At 36.0% G+C, this 19,880-nt stretch carries 16 protein-coding genes and 2 riboswitches; of the genes, 7 read left to right on the top strand and 9 right to left on the bottom strand.

The window, feature by feature from the left end; genetic code table 11:
- Positions 1-26: 26 nt before the first annotated feature.
- From D2K62_RS05325 to D2K62_RS05310, 4 genes are all read right to left on the bottom strand, one after another.
- Complete coding sequence (locus D2K62_RS05325) at positions 27-1,325, bottom strand: APC family permease (protein ID WP_112182415.1); 1,299 nt, start codon at positions 1,323-1,325, stop codon at positions 27-29.
- Between the two features lie 162 nt (positions 1,326-1,487).
- On the bottom strand, positions 1,488-2,654 hold the full coding sequence (locus tag D2K62_RS05320) for a TraB/GumN family protein (RefSeq protein ID WP_117161060.1): 1,167 nt from the start codon (positions 2,652-2,654) through the stop codon (positions 1,488-1,490).
- A gap of 163 nt (positions 2,655-2,817) precedes the next feature.
- Positions 2,818-5,478, bottom strand: coding sequence for a cation-transporting P-type ATPase (locus D2K62_RS05315; protein ID WP_117161059.1), 2,661 nt, complete (start codon positions 5,476-5,478; stop codon positions 2,818-2,820).
- 196 nt (positions 5,479-5,674) lie between these two features.
- Entirely contained in the window at positions 5,675-6,226 is a 552-nt protein-coding gene (locus D2K62_RS05310; RefSeq protein ID WP_112182789.1) for an NAD(P)H-dependent oxidoreductase, read from the bottom strand.
- Positions 6,227-6,485: 259 nt separating this feature from the next.
- Between D2K62_RS05310 and D2K62_RS05305 the strand changes: the two genes are divergently transcribed.
- The 6 genes from D2K62_RS05305 to acsA all read left to right on the top strand — a co-directional run bounded on the left by D2K62_RS05305 (position 6,486) and on the right by acsA (position 14,800).
- Positions 6,486-8,189, top strand: a complete 1,704-nt coding sequence (locus D2K62_RS05305; protein WP_157967316.1) for an alpha/beta hydrolase — start codon at positions 6,486-6,488, stop codon at positions 8,187-8,189.
- 86 nt (positions 8,190-8,275) lie between these two features.
- A riboswitch (SAM riboswitch) is annotated at positions 8,276-8,376 on the top strand.
- A gap of 70 nt (positions 8,377-8,446) precedes the next feature.
- Positions 8,447-8,551: riboswitch (SAM riboswitch) on the top strand.
- 68 nt (positions 8,552-8,619) lie between these two features.
- Entirely contained in the window at positions 8,620-10,416 is a 1,797-nt protein-coding gene (locus D2K62_RS05300; protein ID WP_112182419.1) for a PLP-dependent aspartate aminotransferase family protein, read from the top strand.
- Between the two features lie 63 nt (positions 10,417-10,479).
- Entirely contained in the window at positions 10,480-11,484 is a 1,005-nt protein-coding gene (locus tag D2K62_RS05295; RefSeq protein WP_112182420.1) for an aliphatic sulfonate ABC transporter substrate-binding protein, read from the top strand.
- Positions 11,485-11,500: 16 nt separating this feature from the next.
- The gene (locus D2K62_RS05290; protein ID WP_112182421.1) at positions 11,501-12,346 is read left to right on the top strand and encodes an ABC transporter permease; all 846 of its coding nucleotides are present in this window, start codon (positions 11,501-11,503) and stop codon (positions 12,344-12,346) included.
- A gap of 15 nt (positions 12,347-12,361) precedes the next feature.
- Complete coding sequence (locus D2K62_RS05285) at positions 12,362-13,093, top strand: ABC transporter ATP-binding protein (RefSeq protein ID WP_112182422.1); 732 nt, start codon at positions 12,362-12,364, stop codon at positions 13,091-13,093.
- Positions 13,094-13,132: 39 nt separating this feature from the next.
- Positions 13,133-14,800, top strand: coding sequence for an acetate--CoA ligase (acsA, locus tag D2K62_RS05280; protein WP_112182423.1), 1,668 nt, complete (start codon positions 13,133-13,135; stop codon positions 14,798-14,800).
- 35 nt (positions 14,801-14,835) lie between these two features.
- Here the strand turns inward: acsA and D2K62_RS05275 are convergent, their stop codons facing one another.
- A complete protein-coding gene (locus D2K62_RS05275; RefSeq protein WP_112182424.1) occupies positions 14,836-15,399 on the bottom strand; it encodes an LOG family protein in 564 nt (187 codons plus the stop codon).
- Positions 15,400-15,509: 110 nt separating this feature from the next.
- Here D2K62_RS05275 and D2K62_RS05270 point away from each other — a divergent pair, with 110 nt between their 5' ends.
- On the top strand, positions 15,510-15,725 hold the full coding sequence (locus tag D2K62_RS05270; protein ID WP_112182425.1) for a helix-turn-helix transcriptional regulator: 216 nt from the start codon (positions 15,510-15,512) through the stop codon (positions 15,723-15,725).
- Between the two features lie 490 nt (positions 15,726-16,215).
- Here D2K62_RS05270 and D2K62_RS19260 read toward each other — a convergent pair whose 3' ends face one another.
- From D2K62_RS19260 to D2K62_RS05250, 4 genes are all read right to left on the bottom strand, one after another.
- Positions 16,216-16,350 carry a hypothetical protein gene (locus tag D2K62_RS19260; RefSeq protein ID WP_255421354.1) on the bottom strand — a complete coding sequence of 45 codons (135 nt, stop codon included), beginning with the start codon at positions 16,348-16,350 and terminating at the stop codon, positions 16,216-16,218.
- Between the two features lie 13 nt (positions 16,351-16,363).
- The gene (locus tag D2K62_RS05260) at positions 16,364-17,251 is read right to left on the bottom strand and encodes a permease (protein ID WP_117161058.1); all 888 of its coding nucleotides are present in this window, start codon (positions 17,249-17,251) and stop codon (positions 16,364-16,366) included.
- Between the two features lie 72 nt (positions 17,252-17,323).
- Positions 17,324-17,638 (bottom strand): ArsR/SmtB family transcription factor, encoded by a 315-nt coding sequence (locus D2K62_RS05255; protein ID WP_369974629.1) that lies wholly within the window; start codon positions 17,636-17,638, stop codon positions 17,324-17,326.
- A gap of 705 nt (positions 17,639-18,343) precedes the next feature.
- Positions 18,344-19,780 carry a 6-phospho-beta-glucosidase gene (locus D2K62_RS05250; protein ID WP_112182428.1) on the bottom strand — a complete coding sequence of 479 codons (1,437 nt, stop codon included), beginning with the start codon at positions 19,778-19,780 and terminating at the stop codon, positions 18,344-18,346.
- Positions 19,781-19,880: the final 100 nt, after the last annotated feature.

Raw genomic sequence — 19,880 nt, 5'->3', positions numbered from 1 at the left:
ATTTTCAAATTAGCAAGCGTTATTTTTCATTCTGTTTGCTGTTTTTTTAAAAAGAAATGCAAGCCAACAAAAACAAGCAACGTTGCAATAATGGAAATAATTATGATCAGTGGATCTGAGGTCCACTTGACCCAGATAAATGCTAGTAGAATGATACCATCAAGTATAAAGGCGCTCATCACAATATAAGGATTAGCCCCAACTTGATCACGCAGATGTTTAAATACACCCCAATGAATGATCATATCCATAATTAAATACAGAATAGCACCCATGGAAGCAATACGACTTAAATCAAAAAATATGGTTAATACCATTGCAATTACAATCGTATAAACAAGTGTATGCTTTTGTATTCCACCTGGCATGCCAAAATGTTTATGTGGGATGAGCTCCATATTCGTAAGCATAGCCAACATACGAGATACTGCAAATACACTAGCAATAATCCCTGTAATGGTTGCAATAATAGCAATAATAACGGTGAACCAGACACCAATATTACCGAATGCTGGTCGCGCGGCTTCTGCTAAAGCATAATCTTGGGCTTTAATAATTTCAGTTATTGATAAATTACTAGAAACTGCCCATGCAAGGATTAAATAAACAAATAAACTAATTAAAATTGATATAACAATCGCTCGCCCTACATTTTTCTTTGGTTTAGTAATTTCTGATCCACTATTTGTTATCGTTGTAAAACCTTTAAAGGCTAAAATAGTTAGGGCAACTGCTGCTACATAATTTACCATACCTGGATTCGGTGGATTATCACCAAGTTCTGCTGGCTCAATTGCAAAGTTAGCCACCCATAGTCCACCTATTGCAAAAATAAGCAAACCAATAATTTTTATTAATGATGCAGAGGATGTGAATGATTGAATAAAACTATTTCCTGAGATATTGACAATAAAAGCAAGGATTAGCAAACCAACACCTAATACCGGCACAAGAATACTCGATGTATTTACATCAAATAATTGTAACGTATACGTACCAAATGTTCGGGCTACCAAACTTTGATTAATAACCATCGACAAAGCCATTAGCATTGCAGCTGAGGCCGCAATGGTTCCTTTTCCATAAGCTTTGACTAGATACATTCCAATACCGCCAGCAGATGGATACTGCTGACTCATTTTTGCATATGAATAAGCACTAAATCCAGTTACGATACCACCAATAATAAAGATAATCGGGAACCAAACTCCCGACATCGCAGCTACTTGTCCGAGTAACGCGAAAATACCGGCACTAATCATTACACCTGTACCTAGTCCAACAGCTCCAGTTAATGTAATACTATTCTTTTTATATTCTGACATATAACATAACAACTCCTAAAAAAATCCTTAATGGTTATGTTATTACCTATTTTTATAAAACTAAACACACAGGCGCTACTTGCATTTCAATTAAAAACAGTTCGAATCTCTCAGCTGCTATTTTCGGAACAATAAGTATATTACATTTTTTATCATATTAATCTATAGATTTTCAATAAATAATCGAATAACATCTGTTCCCGCAATAATTGTACCTAATGTACTTCCTAAATTAGCAAGCACTACGATTAGTAATACACGTGTTACTTTATTACGCCAAAAACCTTTCACACTAAAAACATCTTCTGTTAAACTTTCAAAATCGGACACTTGCGGACGTTTTACAAAAGCTTGCACAAATCCAGCAAACCAACCAGCTGCTATTAAAGGATTTAGTGACGTTATCGGCGCTGCGACAAAGGCAGTAATTATTGCTAATGGATGACCTAAACCAATTGCAACTCCAAGAGCTGAAAATCCACCATTCCATAACAACCAACTTACAATTTGCTGTTGACCTGCTGCTGGATTGGCAATAAACGTATAGGCAATTAATGCAATGATTAACATCGGTATTGTCCACCCAATAATTTTAGGGATTTTTGACTTTGGCGGTATCTGATTTAATGCCTTTAAATCGTGTTCTTTCTTTATCTCTTCCTTAATACCCGGTATATGTGCTGCACCTAATACGGCCACTATCTTCTTTCCAGGAGCATCCTTAATTTTTTGGGCTAGATACTGATCTCGTTCATCAATTAACGGCTTTTTCAATTTAGGAAAAGATTGCGTGAATTCACTTAGCACTGCATTAATTGAGTCTTGACTCTTCATCTTCTCTAGATCTTCTTCTGATATTGAATCTTTACTAAAGATACCAGCAACAACCTGCGTTAGCAGCATCATTTTCCCCTTAAAACCTACACCAGACCAAATACGAGCAAATGTAATTTGAATATTACGATCTGCTAACACTAGCTTTGCCTCTGATTCTTTAGCAGATTCAATACCTTGAATCATTTCTTGACCTGCTTCTATACCAAATTGTTTCGCCATTCTTTTTTGGAAAGAGGAAATAGCAAGATTCATTAATAAAAGTGATGCTTTCTTCTCTTTAATAACCTTAAATATGTCCATTTCCTTCCACTTATTTCCGTCCATAATCGATTGGTAACGCTGTTTATCTAATTCAATACAAACAGCATCTGGCTGTTCAGCCTCTATTACTTCTTTTACTTGCTCCGCGCTATTTTTAGATACATGAGCTGTTCCAATCAAAATGAATTCTTTACCATTTTGTTCAATTCGTGTAATATTCTCTTCTACCATGAATTAACCTGCCTTTTACTCAAACTTTTTATATGCATTGACTTATTTTTTAAAAAAATATGTATCTTCGTTATTTTATCATAAAGTTTTAATATTAACAGAATAATATCACGTACATAAAAAGGCTTTTGTCTTAACAAGACAGAAGCCTTTTTATTATTTATTACCTCAATCCAGCAATTTTTCGTGTAATATATTTTTCTGTTTCTACAATAACAAATACACTAGCACCAATGATTAGTGGAAAACGCCAATACACCAAATCTATTGGAACTGTTCCTAAGATCGTATTCATAAATGGTAAATATGTAATACCTAATTGAATTAATAATAGCAAGCCTGAAACCATAAACGCTGCTCTATTGGAGAAGAAATCTTTATTAAATGCAAAATCACGTTCATTTCTACAATTAAACAAATAGAAAAGTTGCGAAATTACTAATGCATGCAAGGTTACTGTATTCACAACTGCAATATCATAACCATCACCAAGCAGATCTGCGTTCATCCAAAGAATTCCACCACCTATTAATAAGGAAACAAAAATTATCCGAAAGATATAGTAACCACTTAACAATTTGGTATCTGGACCTCTTGGTGAACGTTCCATTGCACCAGCCTCTAATTTTTCAAAAGCAATAGCCAATGATACCGTTACTGCTGTGATCATATTGACATATAAAATTTGAACTGGTGTCAAAGGCATAACCATACCAAATAATATACTAGCAAATATTAATGAAGCTTCCGCACCGTTTGTAGGTAAAATAAATAGAATTGTTTTCTTCAAATTATCGTAAACACGTCTTCCTTCACTAACTGCATTAACAATTGTGCGGAAGTTATCGTCTACTAAAACCATTTGTGAAGCTTCTTTCGCAACTTCTGTACCTTTTATACCCATGGCCACACCAATATCTGCTCTTTTTAATGCTGGTGCATCATTTACTCCATCACCTGTCATAGCACTTATATGACCACGCGCCTGTAATGCTTTAACTAATTGTAATTTATTATCTGGGCTTGTCCGGGCAAACACATCATATGCTTCTACAGTATCTTGTAATTCTGTTTCAGACATATTATCTAAATCGCGACCTTCAATTGCTCGTTCATTATTTGTAATACCCATCTTCCTTGCAATCGCGATGGCAGTTTCCTTGTGATCTCCCGTGATCATTTTCACTTGGATTCCTGCCTTTTTACACTCTTTAACCGCTTCTATTGCTTCTTCGCGAGGGGGATCCATAATACCAGCTAATCCTAGCATTGTTAATCCATCTATAATATCTTCATGGTCAATTTGTTCTGTAGAAGCATCGACATATTTCATTGCTGCGCCTATTATACGCTCCCCTTTTTCTGTTCGTCTCTGCATCTTGTCTTCCCACATTTTACGGTCTTCTGTATCGTTTTTCAAGTTTGCCATGTCAAACAATCGATCAGGAGCACCTTTTACATAAATGATTTTTTGGCCATCTTCTTCTACAAGTGCCGCCATATATTTATAAGAAGAATCAAACGGGATCTTTGAAATTACATCAAGTCGTGCAACGGGTTCACTAGCTTTTTCAGCTAATGTTATTAAACAACCTTCTGTCGGCTCACCACTAATAACCCATTCATCCTTCTTATTACGTCTAAGCGTTGTATCATTTACTGTTTTTACTGCGGTTAAAAATTGCTGTAAAACCTGATTTTCAGTAACGCTAACTTCCTTTTGACCAGTTTGTATACTTCCTTCTGGGGCATAACCCGATCCAGTAACACGATATTCTGCTTTAGCAGTCATCACTGCTTGTACTGTCATTTCGTTTTTCGTTAATGTTCCCGTTTTATCTGAACAAATTACCGATACTGCTCCTAATGTTTCAACAGAAGGCAAGTTACGCATAATGGCATTCTTTTTCGCCATCGTTTGAACTCCAAGCGCTAAAATAATTGATAATATAGCTGGTAGACCTTCTGGAATAGCTGCAACAGTTAAACCAATTACCGCTAGTAATAATTCTCCCATTTCGTAATCATGAAACAGAGAACCAAAAACAAATAACGCTGCTGCTAAAAATAAAATAACAATTGAGATCATCTTTCCAAATTTCGCAGTTTGTTGTAGCAGTGGTGTTTGAATTTCCTCCACTTCTGTAATTGATTTGTTTATTTTACCAATTTCCGTATGCTCTCCAATTTCCACTACAAGACCTTTACCAGAACCACTCGCAACAGATGTACCTGAGAAAGCCAAATTTGTCCGATCACCTAATACTGTATCTTCTGGTAAAGGTTCTGTATTTTTGTCTACTGAAATCGCCTCACCCGTCAAAGGTGATTCCTCTATTTTTAAATTATCTGCTTGTATTAATCGAACATCAGCTGGTATCTTATCACCGGCTCGCAATATAACAAGATCCCCTGGTACTAGTTCATTAGATGGTATATCTGAACGCTCTCCGTTACGAATAACTGTTGCTTGCAACGATAACATGTTTTTAATCCCTTCCAATGCTTTCTCCGCTTTATTCTCCTGAATATAGCCGATTGTTGCATTGATTAACGCGACAAGAATAATAACAACCGTATCAATATAATGTCCTAATATCGCTGTAATAACTGCTGCTACTAATAATACATAGATTAATACATCTTTAAAATGTCGAATAAACTTTAGCCATACTGGATCTTTTTCCTGCTCTGGCAGTTCATTTTTACCCCATTTTTCTTGTTGCTTATCTACATTTTTAATCGTAAGTCCAGTTTTTCTGTCCGTATTTAAATTCTCCACTACATCTTCTATTCCATAATGGAACCATTTCTGTTTGTTCATATTTCATCTCCTTCCTTCTAAAATTCACATATAGTAATACATTTTCAACTTTATCTGCTATCAAACACATTAATATATTCACTTATTATTTATATTTTAAAAATATCTATACACCAAATAAAAAAACAGCGCCTTTTTAAGACACTGTTTTCACTATTGTAAGGTGAAAATTAAAGTAATTAGGTTTTGGGTAGCACTACGATAAATCAAATACTTCCTCTAAGTGTTTATCAAGCTTTTCTAGATATCCACTTATATCAGGGGTTTTAACCTTGTGAACAGAAAAAGTTTTTAATTGCTTCATCCCAGTGAATTCCTGTGTTTTATGAAGCGGAAGTAATACATCATCAATAGCTTTCCCATCAAAGAATTCCGCTTTATTTAAAAACGCCTCTTCCGGTGCACCCCATGTTGTAGAGAACATATATTGTTTATCCGTTAACAATCCACCACACCCATAACCCTTTCCGCCTGTAAAAAAGAGATCTCGCTTATAGATCTGTTCAAAATATGATTTGAATTTACCTGGTACACTAAACCAATAAATAGGAGTTTGGAAAATGATAATATCTGCCCATAAGAATTTTTCCTGTTCCTCTGTTATATCGTACCCCTGATCAACAATCGTTGTATCTATTTGATATACTGTTTCTAATTTTTTAATTATTGCTTGAAAGATAGTATGATTTAGATCCCCTTTACTATGTGGGTACTTTTGATGACCGTTGATGATTAAAATATGTTTCACTACATTCTCATCCCCTAACATTTATGCATACTTTTAGAGAGTATATGTTCTAACTCTGGAATTTAGTATCTATTTTTGTAAAAAAACTTAAGCACAGTGATGCTTATGAAAGGAGCATGAAGTCAACTTTAGCTTTGAATGGTAAGACTTATTTTTCAGTTTCACTCTGCGACAGTTGAGTTACTTAAAATATGTATTCATGTTAAAATTAACATGGCTCAAAGAAAAAAATGTAAGTAAACAAAAAGGAGAACTGAACGTGCGCACTTCATTAAATAAACAATTAAACCAAACAAACCTATTTACGAAGCCTAGTCGTTCTTTTGCAAGTAGCTTCTCTAGCATGCTTATACTAGCAAATAGCTTAACGATTATAGCAGGAATTGTTTATCTATTAATTGATAGTTCAAATGGGTTATGGAATATCTACGGTATTTTTATGATGTTAACTCTTTTAGGTAACTTTATTGTGGCTGCTATTCCTAGTAATCAGAAGGGTCTCGATTACTTCTATTTAACCTTCACAATCTTAATAATGTTACTCTTGCCTATTCTAAACTCCATCGCTTCTTTTGATCCTTTAAATACAACTTCACGAAGTATGGTTTCTATAATTCTATTACTTAGTTTGTTTATTTTAGGCGGGATAATAGCAGGAACGACACGTAAGAGTCTAAATAACATGGGATACATAAGATTTAGCAACACAATGACGCAAGATAAGAAGGGATTCTTCCATATCCTGATGATAAGTCTATGGATACTCTGTCTGCTTTTAGGAGCATATGTATCGTTTCTACTAATAAGAGGAGAAAATAATGGTAGCATTGTTGAATTATTCGTTCCTGGATATGCTTTGTTTTTCAGTTTAATAACGTTAGCAATCGTCGCACTGATTCTTAGAATGCGGACTGGTAAAAACCTTTCGTTTATTAGTATCATAACTTCTATTATAGGAATAGCTGTTTCTATCACCTTTTCTGTTCCTCTCGTTACAACCGTATTAACCTTTTCAGAGATGGAAAATGACTTTTCAAACACATTAAATGAAGCGGATCAAAATTCATTAACTGATAGTATGACAGATACTTTTTTAGACGTACCTTTTTCATTACCGGCTTACTTTTTCGGATTATCAACTGAAAACTATAATCTTGAACAAGACACTTTATTCTACTCAGGAACAGAGGGTGTGGATGAAGGAATTGAATTACACTTCGATGCTTATCTACCGACATCAAATCCAGCCCAATTGCCTGGAAATAGCTCTGTTTTAATTCGAATTCATGGTGGCGGTTGGACAATTGGTGACAAAGGATCATCTAACAATGCAGCAGTTAATAAGTACTTCGCAAGTCAAGGCTATGTAGTATTTGATATTCAGTACGGATTAAGTAGTGAGGATAAATTTGTTGAATTTGCACCAGTCCCCGAAAATATCGTTGCTGACTTCTCTCTTGATGATATGGTCCGTCACATCGGTCTTTTTACTAATTATTTAGTTGAAAACAATGATGATTATAATGCGAATTTAGACTCCGTTTTTATCTCTGGGGCATCTGCAGGTGGACAATTAGCAAATGCAGCTGGTTTAGGCCTTACAAGTGAGAATTATCAAGATGTTTTAAACCCTGAACTTGATGTAAATGGTATTATCCCGATTTATCCTGCCAATGGATTAGCTAAAAATATTGGAATAGCCGGTTCTGATTCGTTTATGGATACATCTCTCCTAGTTAAAGAAGATAGTCCGCCGGCACTCATATTCCAAGGAGACGCAGATGGCATTGTTGACGCATCTATTTCTCGTGATTTCTATGAAGCGTATCGAGAGAATGGAAATGAGCAAGCTACTTTACTAATGATGCCTTATGCCGGACATAATGGGGACTATTATTTTGCTAGTTACTACAATCAAGCTTTTATTTACTATATGGAACGGTTTATGTATGTAAACAAATAATATCTTTTTATAAAGAATATTCAAATAAATTTAAAAAACCCACTAGACACATAAGATATCTGTGGTATACTCTATTTAACATTAAACATTTATAAAGAGTGGACGAAAGATCTGGCTTAACGACTCCACGGCAACCTGCTCAGCAAGGTGCCCCTACCAGCAAAGCATAAGCTTTGGATGATGAAGTAATTCGCGGATTAAAACCCTCTTTCATCGTCAGTTGAAAGAGGGTTTTTCTTGCAAATAAAACAAAATAACTCTTATCAAGAGTGGTAGAGGGACTGGCCCGATGACACCCAGCAACCATTAAGTTACTACTTAAAAGGTGCTAATTCCAGCAGATTCATTCTGATAGATAAGAAGAGCATGCATTTACCGCCCTCTTCTTAAAGAAGAGGGCTTTTTTATAACATTACAGGAGGGTTTTACTATGACAAAAGAAAAAAACACAACGTATGACATCGAAACTTTAGCATTACACGGCGGGCAAGCTCCCGATCCAACAACTGGTTCACGTGCAGTACCAATCTATCAAACTACTTCTTATGTATTTCATGACTCTGAACACGCAGAACGATTATTTTCGCTTGATGAACCAGGTAACATTTATTCAAGAATTGGCAATCCCACTGTTGAAGTTTTCGAAAAACGGTTAGCTCTATTAGAAGATGGTGTAGCTGCTGTTGCGACTTCTTCTGGTATGTCTGCCATTACGTTATCTATTTTAAATGTAGCCAGTGCGGGAGATGAAATTGTAGCAGCGATTAACTTATACGGTGGAACATATAATCTTTTTGCTATAACGTTACCTCGATACGGAATCAATGTAAAATTTGTTGATCCAAGTAATCCAGATAATTTTAAAGATGCAATTACTGATAAAACAAAAGCAGTTTTCGGTGAAATTATCGGTAACCCTAACTTACATGTTTTGGATGTAGAGAAAGTAGCTGAAATCTCACATGAGGCTGGTGTACCATTAATTATCGATAATACCTTTGCCACGCCGTATGTGTGTAAACCTATTTTACTCGGTGCCGATATTGTCGTACACTCTGCTACCAAATGGATAGGCGGACATGGTACTACAATCGGTGGAATTATCATTGATGGTGGTCGATTTAACTGGAATTCAGAAAAATTCCCAACTTTCACAGAGCCTGATCCAAGCTATAACGGTATTCGCTATGCAACAGATTTCGGCACTTTAGCATTTAGTACGAAAGTCCGTGTGCAATTGTTACGTGATTTTGGTGCATCATTGAGTCCATATAATGCTTTCCAACTTATCCAAGGATTAGAAACTTTACATCTACGTGTACAGCGCCATAATGAAAATGCAATTAAACTAGCCAACTATTTAGATAACCATCCAGCAGTTGATTGGGTTGATTATCCTGGGCTTGAAAGTCACAGTTCACATGCCTTAGCAAAGGATATTCTAAATAATGGTTTTGGTTCCATTCTCGTATTTGGTATTAAAGGTGGCCGAGATGCAGGAAGAAAATTGATTGATAATGTCTCGCTCTGGTCACACGTAGCCAATGTTGGAGATGCTAAATCATTAATAATTCACCCAGCTTCGACAACACATCAACAATTATCAAAAGAGAAGTTAATTGAAACTGGTGTTAAAGAAGAATTGGTAAGATTATCTGTAGGTCTTGAATCGCTTGATGATATTATCCATGATCTAAATCAAGCATTAGTTAAGGCAACAGGTATTGGCAAAGGCGAAACAAATGACATTGTCATCAACGATGAAGGAATCATTAAATGGGCGTTAAACTCCCCTTACGAACGATTTGAAATAGATGGCGTTGAAAAAACAAGACAAAAGACGTTAGCCATTGTTGGATTAAGCGGTAAAGAAGCAAGACCAAGTTACCGTCTAGCAAGAAAAATGCAACGTCTCGGTTATAAAATCATTCCAGTTAACCCACGTGAAACAGAAATATTGGGTGAAAAAGCTTATCCAGATTTAAAGAGTATCCCTGAAGCGATTGACATTGTTCAAGTATTCAGAAGTCCAGAAGCAGCAATTGGCGTTGCAAAAGAAGCAATTGAAGTCAAACCAAGAGTCTTCTGGTTGCAAGAAGGTGTGGTCTCACCAGAAGCTGCTGCAATTGCCAGCGAAGCAGGATTAGAAGTAATCCATAACAGATGTACGTATAAAGAGGCACAACGTTTACGCGGGTCAATTTCAACATATGCATGTGAAATTTAAATGAAACTATAATTGGCTTATAGAGATAAAAGTCGATTAGTAAAAACAAAGGGGCAAATAAAATTGAAAAAAATAGCATTGATTGATGTTAGAAGCTTTCTTGCAATTATTCTTGTAGGTGTTGTATTGGTAATAGCTGTAGGTTGTTCATCTGATACAAGTGGAGAAGAAACAGGTCCAGAAGAAATCCGTTTAGATTACGCATACTACTCTCCAACTAGTTTAGTTTTAAAGAAATTCGGTTGGGCTGAGGAAGAATTTGAAGAAGAAGGTATTGAGATTGAATGGGCATTAAGTCAAGGAAGTAATAAAGCTTTAGAATTCTTGAATAGTGATAGTGTCGACTTCGGTTCTACAGCTGGAGCGGCAGCTTTAATATCTAAATCAAATGGTTCACCAATTCAAAATGTTTATATCTATTCAAAACCTGAATGGACAGCACTCGTAACGAATCCCGATTCTGACATTGAGTCAGTAGCTGACTTAACCGGTAAAAAGGTTGCAGCAACAATCGGAACAGATCCGTATATTTTCCTACTACGTGCATTGGCAGCTGAAAATATCGATCCTGATGAAGTAGAAATTGTTAACTTACAACATGGCGACGGTGCATCCTCACTTGTTTCTGGGCAAGTTGACGCATGGGCAGGACTTGATCCTCATATGGCACGACTGGAAATTGAAGCAGACGCTGAATTGTTCTACCGTAATGCTGATTTTAATACGTATGGATTCTTAAACGTAAGAAATGAATTCGCTGAAAATTATCCTGATTACGTAAATCGTGTGATTAAAGTATACGAAAAAGCTAGAAATTGGATCCTTGAAAACCCTGAGGAAGCCGCTGAATTATTAGCTGAAGAAGCAGATATTGATGTAGAAGTTGCAAAAATCCAATTAGAAAGAAATGATTTTTCTAATCCAATTCCTGGTGATGTTCATATCGAAGCATTAATTGAATCTGGAGGCATTTTGCAAGATGGGGAAGTTATTGATGCAGATGCTAATATCGAGGAACTTACGAATGAATTAATTAACCCCGCTTTTGCAGAAGAAACAGTTGAATAAGTGGGAGGAATAACAAATGTCTAAAAATGAAGCTGATGTTTCAAGTGCATATGTTACGAGTCAAGTGAAAAAGGATAAACTTAAAAAAGCTAGAAATAAACGTTCACAAACTATTATTTTAGGCAGTATATTACCAGTTATATTGCTTATCTTCTGGGAGCTTCTAAGTAAAGCGGGGGTCTTCCCCTCCTACCAACTCCCGGCTCCTTCAATAATATTCTTAACCATTCTGGAAATGGGCCAGACTGGCGAATTATGGGGGCATATTGGCATTACCGTTTATCGTGTCTTTGCTGGTTTTGTAATTGGAACACTTGTAGCCATACTATTAGGTTCTCTTGTTGGTTTCTATCAAAAAGCGGAACAATTATTTGATCCAATTATACAAGCCTTTCGTTCGATTCCATCACTAGCATGGGTACCCTTATTTATCTTATGGATGGGTATCGGGGAAACATCTAAAATCACGATGATTGCAGTCGGGGTATTTTTCCCCGTTTATCTAAATCTTGTTAGCGGTATTTTAGGTGTAGATCGGAAATTAATTGAAGTTGGAAAAATGTATAAATTAACGCCTTTTCAGCAAGTACATCGCATTATATTACCAGCATCCTTACCTTCTTTTTTAATTGGCTTACGCAGTGGACTAGGACTTGGTTGGATGTTCGTTGTTGCAGCAGAATTAATGGGGGCAAGTCAAGGTCTAGGATATTTACTTGTATTAGGACAAAATACACTATCACCAGAAACGATTATCTCCAGTATTATTCTCTTTGCAATTATTGGTAAATTATCAGACTGGTTGCTAAAGATTTTAGAAGAACGCTCACTACACTGGCAAGATCGATTCGTAAAAACATAACAGGGGGAAACCGACATGAGCTTAGCATTACGTAACGTTAGCAGAACCTTTGCCGGAAACACAGCCGTCCGAAATGTTAATTTATCTGTTCAACCTGGAGAGATAATTGGCTTACTAGGTACAAGTGGTTGTGGAAAAAGCACGATATTACGTGCAATATCTGGTTTGGATGATGGTTACGAAGGGGAAATCGAAATTAACGGAAGTACCTCTAAAGGTGTACATGATACCACAGGATTTATCTTTCAAGAACCACGCCTATTACCCTGGCTGACCGTATTAGACAATGTCACTTTTGGCCTAAAAGGTGATAAAGCAACTAGAGAGAAACGTGCGAAAGAATATATTGCGAACGTTGGGCTTGTTGGTAATGAAAATCTATACCCTCGTCAATTGTCAGGAGGAATGGCTCAACGCGTAGCAATTGCACGTGCACTCGTAACATCACCAGAAATTCTTTTATTAGATGAACCTTTTAGCGCGTTAGATGCATTTACGAAAATGCAACTACAGGACCTACTTCTGGATATATGGAAAGCATATCAATCAACTATTGTACTCGTAACGCATGATATAGATGAAGCTACTTATTTATGTGATCGAATCCTTATCCTTCGTGGTCAACCTGGCGAAGTTGATCGTGAAATAACCTTAACCGAACAAAGACCAAGAAATAGAGGAAGTCAGGAACTCGCAAAATGCAAATCTGATATATTACAAAGTTTAGACCTTAATCGAACAAATTAGAGATAGAATAATGTTAAACAGACAAAGGGGAAAGCAGCGATGGCTATTGAACTGACTCCTGTAAATGGAGTATATAATCTATCAAATTATCAAAAAACGAAAGATACATTCGACTGGGATCAAGCTAAAGAAGCTTTATATTATGGTAAGACAGGGAAAATGAATGCAGCTTACGAAACAATTGATCGGCACGTCGCCGATGGTTATGGTGATAAAATCGCGCTACATTATGTTGATCAAGAGGAAAGCTATTCACTTACTTTCCAACAGGTAAAAGAAAAAACAGATCATTACGCTAGAATTTTAAAAGAAAATGGCGTAAGAAAAGGCGATCGTGTTTTTATCTTTTTACCAAAAAATCCTGCATGCTATATCTCTATCTTAGCAGTAATTAAAATAGGTGCAATTGCTGGTCCGTTGTTTGAAGGTTTTATGGATGAAGCAATACAAGATCGTATCAATGATTGCCAAGGGAATTTATTAATTACTGATAAAAATCTCGGGAAACGTGTACAGAAAAAACTAATTCCCTCATTAAAAGAAATTTTATATACAGAAGATATTGAATCGAAAACATATGTTACAGAAAATAATACATCCTTGATTGAATGGGTAGATCCCGAAGATGGTTTGCTTATTCATTATACGAGTGGTTCAACCGGCAAACCAAAAGGTGTACTTCATGCCCACCGATCGATCATTCATCACTACCAAACAGGAAAATGGGTGCTGGACATACAAGAAAACGATGTATATTGGTGTACATCACATCCTGGTTGGGTTACCGGAAGTGTTTACGGTCTGTTCGCTCCATGGCTTAACAGAGCAACAATCGTAATACAAGGTGGACGTTTTAAAGCTGAAGATTGGTACCAATTGATTGAAACGTTACATGTTACAACATGGTATAGTGCACCAACAGCTTTCCGCATGTTAATGTCTCAGGGAGATCTTCATAAAAACTATGATCTATCATCCCTTCGTCACGTGCTAAGTGTTGGAGAACCACTAAATCCAGAAGTAATTAGCTGGGCATGGAATACTTTGAACTTACGCATTCACGACACATGGTGGATGACCGAAACAGGTGGACATCTAATTGTGAACTTACCTTCGGAAACAATTAAAGCTGGATCCATGGGTAGGGCATTTCCAGGAATTCATGTTGGCATTTTGGATGAAGAAGGTAAAGAAGTCCCAAACGGTGAAGTAGGACAGTTAGCTGTGAAGACGCCATGGCCTGGATTAATGAAAGAAATTTGGGGGAACCACGACAAATACAACTCTTACTTCCAATATAAAGGTTGGTATATTTCAGGTGATCTAGCTATTCAAGATTCGGAAGGATACGTCTTTTTCCAAGGCCGAAATGATGATATGATCAACTCCGCTGGCGAAAGAATTGGACCTTTTGAAGTTGAGAGTACATTGATTGAACACCCTGCAGTTGCAGAAGCTGGCGTAATTGGTAAACCTGATGCATTACGCGGTGAAATTGTGAAAGCATTTATTACATTGCGAACTGGATACACTAGTTCAACTGAATTAATTGAAGAAATCCGTCTTTTCGTTCGAAATAAATTGGCAGCTCACTCTGCCCCAAGAGAAATTGAAGTAGTGGACGAATTACCTAAAACAAAAATCAGTGGTAAGATTTTGCGTAGAGAACTAAAACAGCAAGAAATAGAAAAAAGCTCAGTAAAGTAAGGCAGATGTGATTTCTGCCTTACTTTTTTATTTGTTTACCATTTATTTATATAGCGCGGTTGATAGTCCGTCATCCTACTTAGTAAAGTATCAACGTTTTCCTCTAAAATAATTAGCTCTTTATATTCTTTTTTGACAAAGCCTTCAGCTATCATGTGGTCAAAAAGCGCTACGATTGGATCATAATAATGATTTATATTTAAAAGTGCACACGGCTTGTGATGGTAGTCAAGTTGAGCCCAAGTGAATACCTCAAACCACTCTTCTAATGTCCCAGAACCTCCAGGCAATGCTATAAAACCATCCGCTAATTCAGCCATTAACGCTTTCCTTTCATGCATCGTTTCTACTACATGTATTTCGGTTAAGTTCTGATGAGCGATTTCAACGTCAGCTAACTTTTTAGGAATCACACCAATTACTTCTCCTCCTGCCTCTAGAACACCATCTGCCACAGCACCCATACACCCTACCGTTGCTCCACCATAAATGAGATCTATTCCATTTGCTACTAGAATTTCACCTAACTTTCTTGCTTGTTCCATATAGATCAGGTTATTCCCTTTACTAGAACCACAATATACTGCCACTGTTTTCATGAACATCTATCCTTTCCTGTTATCTGCTTTTATTCTAACGTATTAAAATAAAGTTAGCATTATATATGTAAAGATATTTTGACACTTTTTTGATGAGAGGAGCGTGGCTCGTGAAGGTTATCAACCACATTCAGGAAGTACGTAAAAGCAGACAGATTACACAAGTGAAAATGGCAGAAGACTTACAAATCACGCGTCAAACTATTAATGCAATTGAAAAAAATAAATATAATCCTAGTTTAGAACTTGCTTTAAAATTAGCTAGCTATTTTGATATACCATTTGAAACTTTATTCTATTTAGAGAAAGGAGAAACCAAAAAGTGAAGAAAAAGCATCAAATACTTATGTATGTGTTCCTAATTATCTGTATTCAATTTGGAGGATTTTTAGGCCTATATTTAATTGAAAAAAGGAGGGTAAGAGATTCCCTTATCACTTTTGGAAATAATCACATATAGTTTAATCGGCACAATAGGCGGCTTTGGAATTGTCTTTTTGCAATCCTACTATCGCAAGAAAAAACATGGGAATGTACCAACAGTAGATGAGAGAAGTCTTTTACTATTTAAACGATACTTTTTGCTTGTTTTGTATATAGTGTTATTTGGTAGTAGTGCTCTACTCCTTATCCTTTTCGCAATAGGTGTTAAAACAATCGAAATCGAAATCCTAATAGTCTACATGATGTTTTTGTTTATTTTCATCGAACTAGGTGCGTTCATTACCAAAAGATTATAACTTTCACAAGTTGCTCTTAAACTATTCTATTGATGTTCTATCCTGAAGGACTACCAGACTAATTTTCAGAAGTCCTTCAGGATTTATCAGCACTTTTCTTTTCAATTTCACTCCAATCGACCTTTTTGTTCACCTCCTCAATTTCCACATTACAACAGTCTTTTTCCTTTTTTACAAATAGTTTACTAAAAACAGACTTCTTTTCCGTCATCTCTTTCACCTCCTTAAAGTATCGATTGTGCAATAAAACCAGCTATGATTGCCACTGATAAAATTGAGATCAAAAATGCAATAACTAATCTTCGTTTAAATAACTTACTAAGCAATACCACTTCAGGAATACTTGCTCCTGCACCACCAATTACAAGCGCAATTATCGAGCCGATCCCCATTCCCTTTGATACCAGCGCGTCCGCAATTGGTAGAATAGCCTCCGCACGAATATACATTGGAATACCAATAATAGAGGCGACCGGAATTGCCCAAGGCTGATCTCCACCCGCAAAACGTACAATTATTTCTTCTGGTAGAAAGCCATGAATGAAAGAGCCAATCAGAACGCCAATTACTAAAAATGGTAAAACAGGATAAAAGAATCCCCAAGCATCTTGCAACGCTACTCTCCATTTTGGTTGTTCTGTGTTGTGTTCTGTTTCTGTTTTACTCTTTCGTACACGAACTTCTTTCACAAAATCTGCTAAACCTAATGTCTTCCAAACAACTCCAATTAAAATTGCAAATATCGCTACAATTACCGTATAAAATAATGCTGCATTCCAGCCCATCAATGTCCCGATCAGGATGATAATGACTGGGTTTAATAATGGCGATGCAATTAAGAAAGTCATTGTTGGGCCAAAAGGAGCGCCAGACGATAATAATCCTGCTAATATAGGTATGGTCGAACATGAACAAAAAGGGCTTATTGCTCCTAGACCAACACCATATAAATAGCTGATAAATTTATTGGGTCGATCTAACATCCGTTTTATCTTATCTTCTGATATATTTTGCTGTAACAAACTAATTAAAAAGCTAATAAAAATAAATAAAACTGCTAATTCCAGAAAAAGCGTAACAAACGTTATTATAAAATCTGTCCATCCATTCATAAAGAAAACTCCTCTCATAATCTTTTTATTACACATTACATCAAAAAAAATTGATGTATGGCGCAAAAAAAATTATTTTTTACTCGGATAAAATATACAACATAGTTCTTCGGACAATAGACCTTTGACTTCTTTATCATTTAAACGATAATAATTCCATGTACCAATCTTTTCTCGTTCTATTAGATTCGCGTCCAACAAAATTTTTAGATGATATGATAATTTAGATTGTGGTAAATTTACCTTTTCCGTTAAATCACAAACACATAGCTGTCCATGCTGATTAAGTTCATACATAACTTGTAACCGTAACTGATCTGCTAATGCCTTAAACTTTAATTCATACGTTTCGAATTGAACTTTATTATTTATCTGTTTTGTCTGCAACAACCTTACCTCCTCTAATATATCAAATAAAATTGATGTATCCTCATTATATTACTTATTTTTAAAAACACAATACTTTAGATCAAAATAATTTGATGTATTGTTTTTATTTAAAACTTCGTAGTCAATAGAAACTGCGACGTAGATCCTAACCCGTCGCGTCATCAAATGTTTTCGCTTTCCGGTGGGCACAACCATTTGCTTCCGTAGCTGGCGTCTAATTACAAACGATATCAGTATGGACAGATAAGATGAATTAATCTGGTTGAAAGTAACAATTAACATGCTGATTGTTACTTTCAAAATTTGATTAGAACCCATCACTTTACGTTCACATTTATACTCACTGTTAGTGATGAGCAGACGGGTACTAGCGTATCAAGTGAAATTGACGACACTCCTGCTGGAACAGCAAATGTTTTCGATGGGATGAGTAATCGCAATCCCACGGGCTGAAGATCCACTTTGGAAAGCGATTTTTGCTTTCCAAATTTAGCTGAAGCCATGCCTGCGAAAAGGGAGTCAATTTCACTTGAGGAGCGGGGCAGGAAATTCTATTAAGTCGCAGTTGATGAAAATTGTGACCTAATAGAATTTTTAATTCGTTGCGTAAGTAAAATATTTTTTTGATTATTAGACCTCAGTTTTTTTAGACTTTCTTTCGATAAAAAAGAAGAGCTCGTTTCGCTCTCCTTAAAATCACGCTTATAAATTCGATCCATTTGTTTTAATTACTTGCTTGTACCAATCAAAACTTTTCTTTTTCTTTCTATCCAAGGTACCATTTCCTTCGTTATCTCTATCAACATAAATATAACCATAACGTTTCTTCATCTCGCCAGTACTAGCACTTACAATATCAATTGGTCCCCAACTTGTATAACCAAGAATTTCAACACCATCTTTAATTGCCTCAGACATTTCAACAAAGTGTTGCTGTAAGTAATCAATACGATAGTCATCATTTATACTACCATCTTCTTCTGGCACATCCACTGCACCTAAACCGTTTTCCACAATGAATAATGGTTTTTGGTAACGATCATGTAACTGGTTTGCTGTAATACGTAAACCTTTAGGATCAATTGTCCATCCCCACTCAGATGTTTTTAAATATGGATTTGCTACAGATTCAAAAACATTCCCTGCCGTTTGATCTTTTAATACTTCTGGATCAACACTGGTACAGCGGCTAGCATAATAGCTAAATCCGATATAATCTACTGTATTATTACGTAAAATTTCTTCGTCACCATCCTCCATCTTAATATCAAGGTTCTGATCTTCAAAGAAACGCTTTGCATATCCTGGATACTCTCCTCTAGACTGTACATCAATAAAGAAGAATGACTCCCTATCCTTATCCATTGCTTTCCAAACATCGTCAGGATTTGATGAATAAGCATAAGTCATTCCAGCTGCAAGCATACAACCAATTTTGGCATCAGGGATTATCTCATGACATGCTTTAACCGCTAAAGCACTTGCCACTAATTGGTGATGCGCTGCTTGATAAAGCACTTGATTTTTATCTTCACCTTCTTTTATAACAATACCCGCTCCCATATAAGGAAGGTGTAGTAGCATATTGATTTCATTAAATGTCATCCAATATTTCACTTTATCTTGATAACGTTTGAAAATTGTTTTTGTATATTTTTCATAAAGTTCAATCATTTTTCTGCTTTTCCAACTACCATACTTCTCAACTAAATGTACAGGTACATCAAAATGGCACGTTGTGACAACTGGTTCAATATTATATTTCAACAATTCATCAAACACATCGTCATAAAATTTTAATCCTGCTTCATTTGGAACTTCTTCTTCTCCAGTTGGAAAGATTCTTGACCAAGCTATTGATAAACGTAAGCTTTTAAATCCCATCTCAGCAAATAATGCGATATCTTCTTTATATTTATGATAAAAATCAATTGCCTCATGAGATGGATAATAGACGCCTTCCTTTGGCTCGAAAGAATCTATATTGCCTAACATAATACGAAAACGTTCCTTTCCAGTTGGCAAAAGGTCCACTGTAGTTAACCCTTTTCCACCTTCTAAATATGCGCCTTCTACTTGGTTAGCGGCAATTGCACCACCCCATAAAAAATCTTTCGGAAAGTTTGTTTTATTTGTCATATTTCATTCCTCCTATTTACGTTTATCAACTTCTTATGTAGAAACAACATACAGCAAGGAGAGTATCAGTCAGTACTCACACCTTGCTGTCATATTGTTT

Source organism: Paraliobacillus sp. X-1268, assembly GCF_003426095.1.
GTDB lineage: Bacteria > Bacillota > Bacilli > Bacillales > Amphibacillaceae > Paraliobacillus_A > Paraliobacillus_A zengyii.
Note: the sequence above shows the minus strand (reverse complement) of the source record. Positions and strands in the feature narration are given on the sequence as shown.